14 protein-coding genes are annotated in these 14,307 nt (G+C 62.2%); 8 read left to right on the top strand and 6 right to left on the bottom strand.

Going from position 1 to position 14,307, the window contains the following annotated elements; genetic code table 11:
• Nucleotides 1–3: 3 nt before the first annotated feature.
• A complete protein-coding gene (locus G9U53_RS00995; RefSeq protein ID WP_075832804.1) occupies nucleotides 4–1,026 on the bottom strand; it encodes a LacI family DNA-binding transcriptional regulator in 1,023 nt (340 codons plus the stop codon).
• A gap of 75 nt (nucleotides 1,027–1,101) precedes the next feature.
• Here G9U53_RS00995 and G9U53_RS00990 point away from each other — a divergent pair, with 75 nt between their 5' ends.
• The 4 genes from G9U53_RS00990 to G9U53_RS00975 are packed head-to-tail and all read left to right on the top strand — an operon-like array spanning nucleotide 1,102 to nucleotide 4,797.
• Nucleotides 1,102–1,893 (top strand): SDR family oxidoreductase, encoded by a 792-nt coding sequence (locus tag G9U53_RS00990; RefSeq protein WP_075832802.1) that lies wholly within the window; start codon nucleotides 1,102–1,104, stop codon nucleotides 1,891–1,893.
• On the top strand, nucleotides 1,893–2,933 hold the full coding sequence (locus G9U53_RS00985) for a Gfo/Idh/MocA family oxidoreductase (RefSeq protein ID WP_042449644.1): 1,041 nt from the start codon (nucleotides 1,893–1,895) through the stop codon (nucleotides 2,931–2,933). The genes G9U53_RS00990 and G9U53_RS00985 overlap by 1 nt, the downstream gene beginning before the upstream one ends.
• Nucleotides 2,930–3,796, top strand: a complete 867-nt coding sequence (locus G9U53_RS00980; protein WP_007727332.1) for a TIM barrel protein — start codon at nucleotides 2,930–2,932, stop codon at nucleotides 3,794–3,796. The genes G9U53_RS00985 and G9U53_RS00980 overlap by 4 nt, the downstream gene beginning before the upstream one ends.
• The gene (locus tag G9U53_RS00975) at nucleotides 3,793–4,797 is read left to right on the top strand and encodes a Gfo/Idh/MocA family oxidoreductase (RefSeq protein WP_075832798.1); all 1,005 of its coding nucleotides are present in this window, start codon (nucleotides 3,793–3,795) and stop codon (nucleotides 4,795–4,797) included. The genes G9U53_RS00980 and G9U53_RS00975 overlap by 4 nt, the downstream gene beginning before the upstream one ends.
• 58 nt (nucleotides 4,798–4,855) lie before the next feature.
• On the opposite strand, the gene G9U53_RS00970 is transcribed toward G9U53_RS00975, so the two are convergent.
• The 4 genes from G9U53_RS00970 to G9U53_RS00955 form a co-directional block, all read right to left on the bottom strand.
• Entirely contained in the window at nucleotides 4,856–5,668 is an 813-nt protein-coding gene (locus tag G9U53_RS00970) for an ATP-binding cassette domain-containing protein (RefSeq protein WP_007727336.1), read from the bottom strand.
• A 3-nt stretch (nucleotides 5,669–5,671) separates the two neighbouring features.
• Nucleotides 5,672–6,730 (bottom strand): ABC transporter permease, encoded by a 1,059-nt coding sequence (locus tag G9U53_RS00965; RefSeq protein WP_003940759.1) that lies wholly within the window; start codon nucleotides 6,728–6,730, stop codon nucleotides 5,672–5,674.
• Nucleotides 6,731–6,793: 63 nt separating this feature from the next.
• Nucleotides 6,794–7,795, bottom strand: coding sequence for a substrate-binding domain-containing protein (locus tag G9U53_RS00960; protein WP_007727338.1), 1,002 nt, complete (start codon nucleotides 7,793–7,795; stop codon nucleotides 6,794–6,796).
• A 160-nt stretch (nucleotides 7,796–7,955) separates the two neighbouring features.
• The gene (locus G9U53_RS00955; RefSeq protein WP_165638226.1) at nucleotides 7,956–8,957 is read right to left on the bottom strand and encodes a LacI family DNA-binding transcriptional regulator; all 1,002 of its coding nucleotides are present in this window, start codon (nucleotides 8,955–8,957) and stop codon (nucleotides 7,956–7,958) included.
• A gap of 116 nt (nucleotides 8,958–9,073) precedes the next feature.
• Here G9U53_RS00955 and G9U53_RS00950 point away from each other — a divergent pair, with 116 nt between their 5' ends.
• Entirely contained in the window at nucleotides 9,074–10,099 is a 1,026-nt protein-coding gene (locus G9U53_RS00950; protein ID WP_165638225.1) for a Gfo/Idh/MocA family oxidoreductase, read from the top strand.
• Nucleotides 10,096–10,872: a TIM barrel protein gene (locus G9U53_RS00945; RefSeq protein WP_204855643.1), complete on the top strand. Its 777-nt coding sequence runs from the start codon at nucleotides 10,096–10,098 to the stop codon at nucleotides 10,870–10,872. Before G9U53_RS00950 ends, G9U53_RS00945 begins: the two co-directional genes overlap by 4 nt.
• Here G9U53_RS00945 and G9U53_RS00940 read toward each other — a convergent pair.
• Complete coding sequence (locus tag G9U53_RS00940) at nucleotides 10,869–11,909, bottom strand: Gfo/Idh/MocA family oxidoreductase (protein ID WP_165638224.1); 1,041 nt, start codon at nucleotides 11,907–11,909, stop codon at nucleotides 10,869–10,871. The two genes, G9U53_RS00945 and G9U53_RS00940, sit on opposite strands and share 4 nt — an antisense overlap.
• 80 nt (nucleotides 11,910–11,989) lie before the next feature.
• Between G9U53_RS00940 and G9U53_RS00935 the strand changes: the two genes are divergently transcribed.
• Both G9U53_RS00935 and G9U53_RS00930 read left to right on the top strand, forming a co-directional pair.
• Entirely contained in the window at nucleotides 11,990–12,985 is a 996-nt protein-coding gene (locus G9U53_RS00935) for a Gfo/Idh/MocA family oxidoreductase (RefSeq protein WP_003940729.1), read from the top strand.
• Nucleotides 12,986–13,080: 95 nt separating this feature from the next.
• Nucleotides 13,081–14,265 (top strand): phytanoyl-CoA dioxygenase family protein, encoded by a 1,185-nt coding sequence (locus G9U53_RS00930; RefSeq protein WP_165638223.1) that lies wholly within the window; start codon nucleotides 13,081–13,083, stop codon nucleotides 14,263–14,265.
• Nucleotides 14,266–14,307: the final 42 nt, after the last annotated feature.

Raw genomic sequence — 14,307 nt, 5'->3', positions numbered from 1 at the left:
CAGCTATGTCGGGGGCATGTTGAGCGGTGTCACAACTTGAACCGGTGACGTCGTAAAGCCGAAGTGAGCGCCCATGGCGCCGTGTTCCTTCATGACCACCTGACAGGCAGTGCGAACATCCGCACGCAGATCGTGGTGGAGCACCGCTGATATTCGCCTCTCCCCCAGCAACTTTCGATTGTCACCGTCGAGATCGTGGGCGATGAAGACACTGCACTCCCGGTTCAGTTCTTCGAACGCGTCGACCGTGGCCAGGTTGCCACCACCGATCGAATACACGGCACGGATCTGCGGATCGGATTCGAGTGCCGCTCGCACCAGTTTCCTACTCGTCTGATCCAGACCGTCACTGTTCGGAATGTCGATCAACCGTCGATGCGGAGCCGAGACTCGCATGGCGGAGCGAAAGCCCATCTCCCGTTCTTCCTCCCCGCGGAAGAACCCGCTGCTCATGCTGACCAGCACGTTGCCGTCCCGATCCCCCAGCCACTGATCGATCAAATACGCGGCGGTGGCTCCGGCGGCTCGGTTGTCGATGCCGATGTAAGCGGCTCGCCTGCTGCCGGCAACGTCGGTCACCAACGTGACGACCGGAATCTTTGCCGCCACGAGCCGATCGATCGCCGCCACGACTTCCGCAGTGTCGGGAGCCTTGACGATGACACCGTGGGACCCGCGTCGGCGAATCTTGTCGAGCGTCGATGTCATCGCTTCTACCGAACCGGTTTCACGAAAGTGAAACCGGGACCGCACCACAGCGGGCGCAAGGGTCGGCAGTTCGGCCTCGAGCGCATCGCGGACGGCGTCGGAAAACCGTGCGGGAGTTTGCAACACGACGTCGACGATGAATGTTCGACCGACCAGTTTCAGTTGCGAGCGTTGACGTTCCAGGTCCGTGATCGCCTGGCGAACCTCCGATCGTGTGCCGTCGCGAACTCCAGGACGGTCGTTGAGCACCCGGTCGACGGTGGCCTCACTCAAGCCCGACTGTTGGGCGATCTCCCGCACTTTGAATCGATGCGCCACAACTACCTCACAATGATGGATATTTGATGGTTTTTTGCTGTTGCTCGAGGTCTTCGTCACAGCCAGACTAAACCCATGACTTCTCCGCCGGGCGTAATCAGGCCCGCACTCCTAGCCGACACTGTCGTACTGGTCAGTGGTGGCTCGCAAGGCGTCGGCGCCGGCGTCGTACGTGCCGCTGTCCGTGAGGGCGCGCAGGTGGCTTTCACCGGCCGACGCCCTGACGTCGGAAAGACTCTCGAGGCAGAACTTCCGGGAACTCACTTCATCGAAGCCGATGTGGCACAGACGGATTCCGCACTCGCCAGCGTTGCCGAGACGATCTCACATTTCGGCCGCGTGGATGCCCTCGTCAATTCTGCCGGGCTCACCTCGCGCGGCACGCTGCTCGACACCACCGAAGAACTCTTCGACCAGCACATCGCGGTGAACCTTCGCGGTCCGTTCTTCACGATGCAGGCAGCAGTCAAAGACATGCGCGAGCGTGCGGTCCCCGGGTCCATCGTCAACATCATCTCCACGTCCGAACTCGGCGGGCAGCCGTATCTCGCGCCGTACGTGGCAGCGAAGGCCGGGCTGGCGGGTCTGACCCGCAACGCCGCCCATGCGCATCGCTGGGATCGTATCCGGATCAACGGTCTCGACATCGGGTGGACACAGACCGAGGGAGAAGACCTCACGCAGAGAGCTTTTCACGACGCCGGTGACGACTGGCAGGAACGCGCGGGCAGCACCCTCCCCATGGGCAAGCTCGGACAGGTCGACGAAATCGCCGACTTCGTCGTCTTCCTGCTCTCCGATCGCAGCGGAGTCGTGACGGGTTCGATCATCGACTGGGACCAGAACGTCTTCGGAGGGCTGGACTGATGGGCGCTCGCATCGGAGTCGTCGGCCTCGGACGAATCGGCAGCTACCACGCCCGAAATCTACTGACGCTAAACGGCGTCGACGCACTGGTTGTCACCGATGTCGACGCACGTCGAACCTCGGACGTGGCAAGCGAACTCGACGTGGAGTCCGCTGCCGATCCCGACGCGCTTCTAGCGTCAGGCATCGACGGCGTTCTGATCGCCGCGCCGTCGAGTTCACATGCCGAATTGATCGAAGCCGCTGTTCGCCTAGACATCCCGACGTTCTGCGAAAAGCCGGTAGCCGACTCCATCGAATCCTCCGTTCGTGTACTCGCGACTGCCGAGCAGACGTCGGTACCAGTCCAGATCGGATTTCAGCGCCGATTCGACCCGTCATTTGTGGCGGCGTACGACGCGGTTCGATCTGGAGAACTCGGTTGGATCCACACTCTCCGATCGACCACCCTCGATCCCGCTCCCCCGCCGATCTCGTACATCGAACACTCAGGCGGCATCTTCCGCGACTGCTCGATCCACGACTTCGACATCGTACGGTGGATCAGCGGCCGCGAAGTCACCACTGTTTTTGCCACCGGCTCGAATCAGGGTGATCGCGGGATCGCCGATGCCGGTGACGTCGACACCGCCGCAACGGTTCTCACTTTCGAAGGCGGAACCATCGCGGTCGTGTCGAATACCCGCTACAACGGCCGCGGCTACGACTGCCGACTCGAGGTACTCGGCTCGGCGGACTCCGTCGTTGCCGGGCTGGACGACCGCTTGCCACTCCGCTCCCTCGACCCCGAAACATCGTTCCCCTCGAAGGAGCCGTACACGTTCTTCATGGACCGCTTCACGTCCGCCTACCGTGCGGAACTCGAAGCATTCCTCGGCGTTGTCGCCGGGCGTCGGGAATCACCGTGCACGCCCGCAGATGCGGTCGAGTCGGCCTGGATCTCCGAAGCTGCAACGCACTCTCTGCGCGAGGGTCGGCCCGTCACGATCACCGAAGTCAAAGATCTGTTCCTTCACGACAAGAATGAGGCACACACATGAGCACTCCTCGCATCGCCGGCGCACCGATCTCCTGGGGCGTGTGCGAAGTCCCGGGCTGGGGCTACCAGCTCGACCCTGCGCAAGTCCTCCGGGAAATGCGCGAAGTCGGTCTGGCGGCAACGGAAATCGGACCGGAGGGCTTTCTGCCGACTGCACCCGCCGAAATGGCCAAGGTGCTCGCGGATCACGATCTGAGCGCAGTCGGCGGGTTCGCACCGGTACTGCTGCATGATCGCGATCATGATCCGGTTCCCGGCATCTCCCCCATCCTCGACGGTTTCGTCGCCTCGGGTGCCGAGGTTTTGGTCCTGGCCGCCGCGACGGGTTCCGACGGCTACGATTCACGCCCGGAACTGGACGAGCAGAGTTGGAAAACCCTGCTGCACAATCTCGATCGCCTCACCGACGCCGCGGCCGAGCGCGGAATCAGGGCAGTTGTCCACCCTCACGTCGGAACGATGATCGAGCAGCGCGACGAGGTCCTGCGAGTGCTCGACGGCTCGGCCATCCCCCTGTGCCTGGACACCGGCCACCTGTTGATCGGCGGCACCGATCCGGTCGACCTGGCGCGTCAAGCTCCCGAGCGCATCACCCACGTGCATCTCAAGGACGTCGACGATGCCCTCGCATCACGCGTTCGCAGAGGTGAGCTCACCTACACCGACGGCGTGAAGGCGGGAATGTACCGTCCACTCGGTGGCGGCGACGTCGACATCGCCGGTGTCACAGCCATATTGCAGCGCCACGGTTTCGACGGGTGGTACGTGCTCGAGCAGGACACCATTCTGGCCGAAGCGCCGTCGGACGAGGGACCGGTGCGCGATGTGCGAGCGAGCGTCGAGTATCTGCGGTCGGTTCTGTGACACCTCCTACCCCGCTGCGGATAGGCATTCTGGGAGCCTCACGCATCGCCGAGAACGCGATGATCAAACCTGCAACGGCCACCGGGCACCGCCTGGTGGCCGTTGCCGCACGCGACCCCGAGCGGGCCAGAGCCTATGCGGCCCAGCATGGGATCGAACGGGTGGTCGGTTCGTACGCCGAGCTGATCTCGGATCCGGAGGTGGAGGTCGTCTACAACGCGCTGCCCAACAGCCTGCACGGACCGTGGAATCTCGCCGCCGTTCAGGCCGGCAAGCACGTGCTGACGGAGAAACCGTTTTCGAGCAACGCGGTGGAAGCGCGTGCTGTAGCCGAGGCAGCACGCGTGAGCGGCGTGACGCTGCTCGAGGGGTTCCACTACCTCTTTCATCCGGTGAACCGGCGCCTGCTGGATCTGGTTCGAAGCGGCGCCGTCGGCGCGGTCACTCGGGTGGAAACCGTACTGCGGATGCCCACACCATCCGAGAACGACCCGCGGTGGGAGCTCGCCTTGGCAGGCGGGTCACTGATGGACCTGGGCTGCTACGGGTTACATGCTTCCCGGACGCTGAGTGACGTCTGTGGTGGTGCGCCAGTGGTGACCGAGACCCGCCACGAGGAATATGCTCCGAGGGTTGATTCGTGGTTCGACATCGAACTCGAATACCCCAGCGGCGCCACGGCATCCGTGGTGACCACGATGTTGGACGAGCGGTATCACTTCACCTTCCGAGTATTCGGCACTGAAGGAGACGTCCTGGTACACAACTTCCTGCAGCCGGACATCGACGACCGTGTCTCCGTCACGGCCGGTGGGCGCACGAGCGTCGAGCATCTGGGCACGAAGTCGTCGTACACCTATCAACTCGAAGCGTTCGCCGATCATCTGTCCGGGGTCTCGGCGCTGCCGATCGGGCCGGGCGACGCGGTAGCCAACATGACGATGATCGACGAGGCGTACATGCATTCCGGCCTCGGGGTTCGGCCGACGACCATCCTGTGACGAAACGACTACAGCCTCGGTTCGATTCGAACCGAGGCTGTAGTCGCGAGGTTTTGATCTAGCGGCGAAGCTCGTGGGTCAGCGTCTCGAGCTCGTCACCGCCCGCCATCTCCTTGGTCAGTTCTTCGAGTGAGATGTCGTCGTACTTGGCGTCGAGCTTCTGCCTGCCTCGGTTGAGGAGCACGAAGTGATCGCCGACCATGTACGCGTGGTGCGGATTGTGCGTGATGAAGATGACGCCGAATCCCTGTTCCTTGGCAGCGGTGATGTAGCGCAACACCATTCCCGACTGCTTGACGCCGAGCGCTGCTGTCGGCTCGTCGAGAATCAGCACGCGCGCGCCGAAGAAGATGGCGCGGGCGATGGCAACACACTGACGCTGACCGCCCGAGAGACTACCGATCGGTGCGTCGACGTCAGGTAGTTCGATGCCCATCTTCGACAGTTCCGAAAGAGTCGTCGCGCGCATGGCGTTGGCGTCGAGCGACTTGATCAGACCGCCCTTGCGCAGTTCCTGCCCGAGGAAGAAGTTGCGCCACACCGGCATCAACGCAACGACGGCGAGGTCCTGATAGACCGTCGCGATGCCTTTGCCGAGAGCTTCTTTCGGCGAGTGGAACGTTGTCGGTTCACCGTCGACGAGTAGTTCACCTTCGCTCTGTTGGTGCAGACCGGCGATGATCTTGATCAGCGTGGACTTGCCTGCGCCGTTGTCACCGAGCACGCCTGTTACTTCACCCGCACCGACGCGCAGGTTGATTCCCTTGAGCGCGATGATGTTTCCGTATTGCTTACCGACGTCCTTGAGCTCGATCAGTGGCACGTTGCCGCCCGAGTTCGAGAGAGCGGGAACTTCAGCTGTGGTACTCATGTGTCACCTTTTCGCAGCGTAGTTGCGGAATGCGTTGTTGGCGATGACCGCGAAGAGCAGCATGGCGCCGAGGAAGAACTTGAACCAGTCCGGGTTCCAGCCTGCGTAGACGATGCCCTGGTTGGTCATACCGAAGATGAATGCACCGATCGCAGCGCCGATCGCGGTTCCGTAACCACCGGTGAGCAGGCAACCGCCGATGACTGCGGCGATGATGTACAGGAACTCGTTACCGACACCCTGACCGGACTGAACGGTGTTGAACGAGAACAGCAGATGCATGCCCACGAACCAGGCAGCAAAGCCGACGGTCATGAACAAGCCGATCTTGACTGCGGTCACGGGCACACCGATCGCGCGGGCACTGTCCTGATTGCCGCCGACCGCGAAGATCCAGTTGCCGATCTTGGTCTTGAACAAAACAAATGTTGCAATCGCGGTGAACAGCAGCCACCACACGACCGTGATCTTGACGGACACCCCGAAGACCGAGAACGACGACGCGAATACCTTTTTGGCGGAATCGAATCCAGCCATGTCGGAGACGCTGGGTGTGGCCACCTGACCACTCACGAGCTTGGTGACGGCCAGGTTGATACCGGTCAACATCAGGAAAGAACTCAAGGTGATGAGAAAGCTGGGAATCTTCGTCTTCATGACGAGGTAGCCGTTGAAGAATCCGACGGCGAGCGAGACGACCAGCGCCAGAATCGCGCCCACCCACAGGTTGAGGTGCAGGTTGTAGGCGATCATCGACGCGGCGAGAGAGGACGTGGTGACTGCGACGCCGGCGGAGAGGTCGAACTCGCCGCCGATCATGAGCAGGGCGACCGCGCAAGCCATGATGCCGATCGTGGAGCTGGAGTAGAGCACTGTCGCAAGCGCTTCCGGCGTACGGAACGGTGCCGCGACGATACAGAAGAAGATGAAGATGGCGATGGCGCCGACAAGTGAACCCATCTCCGGGCGGAGCAGCAGACGCTGAATGCGCTTTTGCTCCTTCACCCGTTCATCGGTCACGACTTTATGGGCGGCAAGGTCGAGATCTGCCTGAGTGGACATGATTTCCCTTCCGTGCTGGACAGGCGCACGGAGGGCGGACTCTCAGCCCTCCGCGCGCCCGGATCAGCGAGTTCCGTTCTTGGCGTACTCGGCGACCGAGTCGATGTTGGTGTTGTCGATGAACGCGGGTCCGGTCAGGGTGGGCAAGCCACCACCGATCACGTTGCCGTTGTTGAGGTAAAGCCACAGCGAATCGATGGCGAGGTAGCCCTGCAGGAAGGGTTGCTGGTCCACTGCCCACTGCACGTCACCGGATTTGATGGCGTCGACGAGCGCCGCGTTGGTGTCGAAGGTGACGACCTTCGCCTTGCTGCCCGCATTGCCGACCGACGTCACGGACGTCAATGCAAACGGCGCACCGAGCGCGAGAACTCGATCGATTGCCGGGTCCTGTTGAAGTTTCGCGGTGATGGTCGACTCCACCGACGGCATGTCCTTGCCGTTGACGTTGAGAATCTCCGTCGTTCCCTTGAACGACTTCTTCACACCGGCGCACCGTGATTCGAGGCTCACGTTGCCCTGCTCCTGAATCACGCACAGCACCTTGGTCGCACCTTCGGTGTTGAGTCGCTCGCCGGCAGCTTCACCGGCAATCGACTCGTCCTGACCGAAGTACTCCTTGACGCCCATGTCCTTCCAAGTTTCGAGGCCCGAGTTGAGGGCGACCACCGGAATGCCCGCGGCGGTGGCACTTTGGACCGCGGCAACCATGGCGTCGGGCTTCGCGAGGGTAACGGCAATCCCGTCGACCTTGCTGTCGATCGCGCTCTGAACCAAGTTGGCCTGATTCGGTGCCTCGGGATCGGCGGAGTACCGAAGTTCGATGTTGTCCTTCGCCGCTGCGGTTTCGGCTCCCTTGCGCACCAGATCCCAGAACGTGTCACCGGGAACTTCGTGGGTGATCATCGCAATGGTGGCGCGGGGCGTGTCCGCCGTACCCGCGCCCATTCCGGATCCGGATGAATCCGGCTTACCGCCGGTGCTGGAACAGGCGGCCAGACCCAAGACCACGACTGAGGCTCCGGCCAGTACGGCAACGCTCTTGCGCCCCGTGAGAAACGACATGTGAACTCCCTCTCGACATCAACCAACGGCCCGCGAACGGATGGTGCTCGGTTGTATGTGAAAGATGTAATACCCGTCACAGTCGAATGTCAATAGTTTGTTCTGACATTAGGACTGCTTATCAAAGACGGGACGAACCGGGTCCCGTGGAAACGCCAGGTCAACGCGCTGAAGGTCCAGTTGAACCTCGAACTACTAGTTGTGGCTGCGCGACTATGTCCTTGCCCAAGAGTCCACTTCCGCCGTCGAGGCGTTCGGAGATCCGCTCCACCGCGGCGCCGCCCAGAAACGTCGTGTCCTGCCCGACACTGGTCAGATCGATGTGCGCCAAACCTGCCAATGCACTGTTGTCGAATCCGATCACGGAAACGTCGCCAGGCACCGAGATCCCGGCACGCAGGAAGACGTCGAGAACTCCGAGCGCGCAGCGATCGTTGAAAGCGAAGACCGCCCCGGGTAACCCACCCTCGACCATCGACCTGGCGGCAGCTGCGCCGAACTCCTCCGTGAGACCGCCGGGAAGAATTCTCGGCTTCAGACCTGCCGCTCGCATGGCCTTGCGGTAGCCCTGACGCCGTTCCTGGGCGCCCGGGCCTCGCCCGCCGTCGACGTGGGCGATCGAGCGGTGCCCGAGTTCGACAAGGTGATTCACGGCCATCACCGCGCCCGCCTCGTCATCTGTTCGGACAACATCCACGTGCACTGACGACATCTTCCGCGCGATTACGACAACGGGAACCTTGTCGGCCAGGTCGACGATCTCTGCTTCCGGCGCCTGTGAACCCAACAGCAAGATCGCCTCACACCGGTCGTCGAGCAGGGTCCGCGTTGCACGAGAATCCGGCCGTCGCTCCGAGACCGCACTGAGGACGACGTCGTAGCGCGACCGTTCGGCGGCCACATAGATTTCGTCGAGCAGCTCCGCGTGAAATGTTTGCGCCGCAACGTAACTGACACCGATCAGGCGGCTGCGATGTTGGCGCAGCAGTCGCGCCGCGTTGTCGGGTCGATAGCCGAGTTCGTCCGCGGCCGCCTTGACCCGTACCCGCGTCGCATCGCTGGCACCTGGGACATCACGAATGACGATGGACACCAGAGCGCGTGACACTCCGGCCAGGTCTGCTACGTCTTGCAAGGTGGGGCGTCGACTGTTCACCTCCACAGACTAGATCGTTCCAGCGAATAAGCACCGAAGCATTGACGCGCGCCGCATCCGGCGCTTTACTGGCATGGACTAGAACGATCTAGTTCCTCATTCTCACTCCGAACGGAGCCCCCATGTCTGCCTCTGTTGCAGTCGGTCTCATCGGCGCCGGATGGATCGGCCGCTTCCACGGCGAGTCCGTCGCGCTGCGTATCCCCGGCACCCGTCTCGTCGCCGTCGCCGATCCTGCGCCCGGCGCTGCGGCGTCGTTGATCGAACGTGTCAGTCCCGACGCCCGCGCGTACACCGACGCCCTTGAGCTGATTGCCGATCCGACCGTCGAAGCGGTGCTCATCAGTACGCCCGCATCAACTCACACCGATCTCGTGGTGGCCGCAGCGGAGGCCGGCAAACATGTCTTCTGTGAAAAGCCGATGGCCTTGACGCTCGAAGACGCCGATCGCGCAATCGGCGCGTGCGCTGCGAACAACGTTGCGCTGCAGGTCGGTTTCAATCGGCGCTTCGCCGCTGATTTCGCGGCAGCCCACGACGTGATCGCCACCGGCGGGATCGGGACCCCACAGCTACTGCGTTCCCTGACCCGCGATCCGGGCATCACCGCCGACGTCGCTGCTCGGGTCAAGCCGTGGACCATCTTCAACGAGACGCTGATTCACGACTTCGACGCTCTGCTATGGCTCAACCCGGGGGCACGCGTCGTCGAGGTGTTCGCGCAGGCCGATGCTCTCGTCCATCCGCAGTACAAGGAGCAGGGGTACCTCGATACGTCGATGGTTCAGTTGCGGTTCGACAACGGCGCCTTCGCGTCGGCCGAGGCCAACTTCCAGGCCACCTACGGTTACGACGTTCGCGGCGAGGTTTTCGGTTCCGGTGGAATGGTGAGTGCAGGCGAGGTCACGCGGACCGCGATGCGTCATTACAGCTCACCGGGCGTTCTGGCCGACACACCTCGGGTGAACATCGAACTGTTTCACGACGCCTATGTTGCCCAGCTGGCGCACTTCGCAGACTGCATCCGCTCCGGCAGCGCGCCGTCGGTCGACGGTCTCGATGCTCGCAACGCCCTGGAAATCGCACTGGCTGCAAAAGAATCCGTGGAAACCGGACTGCCCGTCTCGTTGCTGGCGGTGCCGCAGTGAGCCCCTTCGATTTGGCGGTCTCTTCCGAGATGACGTTCACCGAACTCCCTGTCGTCGAGCGCGTTCGGCGGATCTCGGAGGCGGGGTTCGCAGCTGAGATCTGGAGTTGGCAAGACAAAGACCTCGATGCTCTGGTCGCCACCGGGGCTCGGTTCTCCTCGATGACCGGCTATCTTCACGGCGATTTGTTCGACGAAGCGGGCAGCGCCGAACTGGTACGTACAGCGGCGCTATGCCTCGCGCCGGCAGCGAAACTCGGCGTTCCTCGGCTGAACTTCCATACCGGCGAGCTGATCGACGGACAGGCCGCGCGCCCGCAGTATCGAACTACGGGAGCGATGTGGCTGACGGCCCAACGCGCTCTCGAGAAGATCGCGCGACTGGGTGAAGACGCCGGAGTCGTCTTCTGCCTCGAGAATCTCAATACGATAGTCGATCACCCTGGCGTACCGATGGCCCGCGCCAAAGACACTCTGGCACTGGTGGAATCCGTCTCACACCCCAACCTCAAGATGATGCTCGACCTCTACCACGCACAGATCGGCGAGGGAAACCTCATCGAACTCGTGCGGCGTTGTGGTGACAACATCGGCGAGATTCAGGTGGCCGACGTACCCGGTCGATGCGAACCCGGAACCGGCGAGATCAACTACCCAGCCATCGCACGCGTTCTCGCCGAGCAGGGTTACACCGGCACGATCGGTTTGGAGGGCTGGGCATCCGGAGACAGTGACACCGCACTCACTGCTTTCCGGAAGGCCTTCACGCTCTAGCCCTCACCCGGGAACGTGATCCCCACCTGACGGCGGATCTCGTCGAGGATGTCGAGCGTCGCAATGGCCGCGCCGAGCGGATGGACCGGCGACTCGATATCCCCGGCGGTGATCCGCCGCGCCGCCTCGGCTGCCTCGAACGCGAGACCTCCGACGTATCCGTCGACCGGATCGTCGTAGCGCGCAGATCTTCCGTCACCTAGCCGAACAGTGAAGGCCCCGGGCCGGTAGAACGTCGAGTCCAGAACGATCATCCCCTTGTCGCCGCAGATCGAGGCCATGTTGGGCGTGTCAGCAAGGATCGTGGTGTTCAGACTGGCCTGAGCAATGCCTGCCCAGGACAGAACCGCTGAGATCTGGCCGTTCACCATGTCATTCGCCGGTTGACCGAGCGCGACCACCGTACTCGGAACACCTAGTAGCCGGTGCGCCAGACTGACCGGATAGGTCCCGAGGTCGAGAAGTGGCCCGCCCGCCAGCGCTGGATCGTAGATACGATGATCGGTCTCGAACCGTTCGCCGTGATCGGCCAGAACCGTACGTATGGTTCCCAGCAGTCCAGCCTCGAGGATCTGGTCGATCACGTCGAACTTGGGCAGGAACGACGTCCACATCGCCTCCATGCAAAACAGTCCGAGCGCAGCCGCCCGCTCCTGAATCGCCCGTCCCTGCGCTCCGTTCAAAGCCAGCGGCTTTTCGATCACGACATGCTTGCCGTGATCCAATGCCGCCATCGCGCAATCGAAATGAGCAGTGTGCGGTGTTGCGACATAGACGACGTCCACATCCTCGGAGGCAAGCAAAGCGTCGTAGCTACCGTGAGCGCGTCGGATCCCCCAATTGTCCGCGAAGGCCTGAGCGCGGGTGAGTCCGCGCGAAGCGACGGCCGTGACTTCCTGCGCTGTATTACTCTGGAGTGACTCCACGAAGCGCTGTGCGATCCAGCCAGGCCCGAGGATCCCCCAGCGCAAAGTCGGAGCGTCGACCGGATCAGGGACCCGGGTGCGAGGGAGTTCCAGAACTGTAGAAGATGTCATGCCTCGAACTGTAGAGTCGAACCTCGAATTATGTAAGGACATTAGGTTGTCCATTTCAATCCTCTGGAAGTAGGAACCTCATGTCGATTCGTGTCGGTGTGATCGGAACCGGCGTCATGGGCGCCGACCACGTCCGCAATCTCCACTCCACGGTCTCCGGGGCAACGGTCTCTGTGGTTGCAGACCTCGATCAAGAGCGAGCAAAGTCCGTAGCGTCAGCAGTCGGCGCACGGTGGGTGACCGATCCGTTGAAACTGATCAACGACGCCGGTGTGGACGCCGTAGTCATCGCTTCCCATGATTCAACGCATGCCGACCTCACGCTTGCTGCTGTCGAAGCCGGAAAACCGGTTCTGTGTGAAAAGCCCCTCGCAGTGACAGCAGAGGACTGCCGACGCGTCGCTGCGGCCGAGAACCCCGAAAGCCCCCTTGTGAGCGTCGGATTCATGCGCCGCTTCGATCCGGGATACGTGGCGCTGAAGGCCGAAACACATTCCGGTCGTATCGGTGACCCACTGATCGTGCACTGCTCGAGTCGCACTGTCAGCGCCTACCCGGGTGGCAGCTCGGAATCCACGGTGACCAACTCCGCGATTCACGAACTCGACATCGTGCCGTGGATCTTGAACTCTCCCGTCGTCGCAGCCAGCTGGCACTGCGGGCGCTCGAGTTCGCTGGTGACCGATCGCCAGGATCCGCAGATAATCATGCTGCGCACCGCCGACGGCGTTCTCACCACGGTCGAGGTCTTTCTCAACGCGCGGTACGGCTACGACACTCGGTGCGAGGTCGTGGGCGAAATCGGCGCCGCTCGTCTCGCCGAACCGGTGGTCATCCACACCGACGCGGATCGATCCCACTCGTACGGCTATGCGGCGGATTGGATTCCGCGTTTTGCCGAGTCGTATCGGCGCCAATTTCAAGAGTGGATCGACGCATTGAGCACCGGAAGACCGTCGACCTTGGCCACAGCCGCGGACGGCCTGCGGGCAAATCTCGTGGCAGCTGCCGTGATCAAGTCGATGCACTCCGCGGGGACAACTGTCTCGGTCGAGCCCGTGGGGGAAAGTTTCTGAGGTCTTTTTGATGGATTTCAGGGGTAGTTTCGATGGGTTCTCCTTGGCAGTCTTTGAGGTACAGCGCATCTTGAACACCGCAGGAAAGGCCCCGAATGACTCCATCACTGACCAACCACACCGTGCCGTCCGCAGGTAGGTTGCACCGAGAGGACTGCAACATCGACGACTTCGCCGCTTTGGTCGCGCACGACACCGACCTTGCCGATTACCCGTACGCCGATTCAGTGGCCGACGGGGTTCTTCTGTACCGCTCCGAAGCATTGGTAGAGCAATCGTCGAATCCTGAAACCCGGGCCGAGATCCAAGACGAGATCGCCCGGGCGTTACTCACCGGCCCCGGCATCACAGTCTTTCAAGGCGCGTTCGACGCGGAGATACTGGATCGCGCCAGCGCGGTCTTCCGTGAACTCATTGCACGCCAACACGAATCCGGTGCAGCGTCCGGAGATCACTTCGCCAAACCTGGTGCCAATGACCGAATCTGGGGCGCACAACTGAAGTTGGCGCTCGAAGATCCCAAGGCTTACGTCGACTACTACGCAAACAGCATTGTCGCTTTGGCTTCGGAAGCGTGGCTCGGCCCCATGTATCAGGTGACGTCGGACGTCAACGTCGTCAATCCCGGTGGCGCCGCACAGAATCCACATCGCGACTACCACCTCGGCTTCATGTCGAGCGACGTAGCCGCGAAGTTTCGGGCGCATGTTCACCGCTTGACCCCTGCCCTCACCTTGCAAGGTGCGGTCGCCCACGTGGATATGCCGGCCGAGACGGGCCCGACCAAGTATCTGCCGTACTCCCAGCAATTCGAATCCGGATACCTCGCGTTCGAGCGTCCCGAGTTCAAGGAGTTCTTCGAAGCCAACTACGTCCAATTACCTTTGAAGAAGGGAGATGCCGTCTTCTTCAACCCAGCGCTGTTCCACGCGGCAGGCCACAACAAGTCCGCCGACGTCCTGCGTATGGCAAATCTTCTCCAGGTGTCGTCGGCCTTCGGTCGAGCCCTCGGAACCATCGACCGGGAGGCACTCGTCAACACGATCTATCCGGCACTGCTCGCTCTCAGCGAGGCGGGGTCCGACGAGGCAGTTCGGTGTGCCGTCGCCGCCTCGGCCGAGGGCTACGCCTTCCCGACCAATCTGGACCGAGACCAACCGATCGACGGCCTCGCGCCTCAGACGCAGGCCGAACTTGTGACGGAGGCAGTTCGTGAGCGGATTTCACCTGATCGACTGGCCGATCTACTGAAGGCACAGTCAGCGAGACGAATGAGCTGAGGGACGGCAGCACTGAAGAGACTTGGGCCGCTTAATGCCGAT

Origin of the sequence: Rhodococcus sp. D-46 (assembly GCF_011290655.1) — a bacterium.
GTDB lineage: Bacteria > Actinomycetota > Actinomycetes > Mycobacteriales > Mycobacteriaceae > Rhodococcus_F > Rhodococcus_F qingshengii.
The sequence above is the reverse complement of the archived record's forward strand: the minus strand, read 5'-3'. Positions and strand labels throughout refer to the sequence as shown.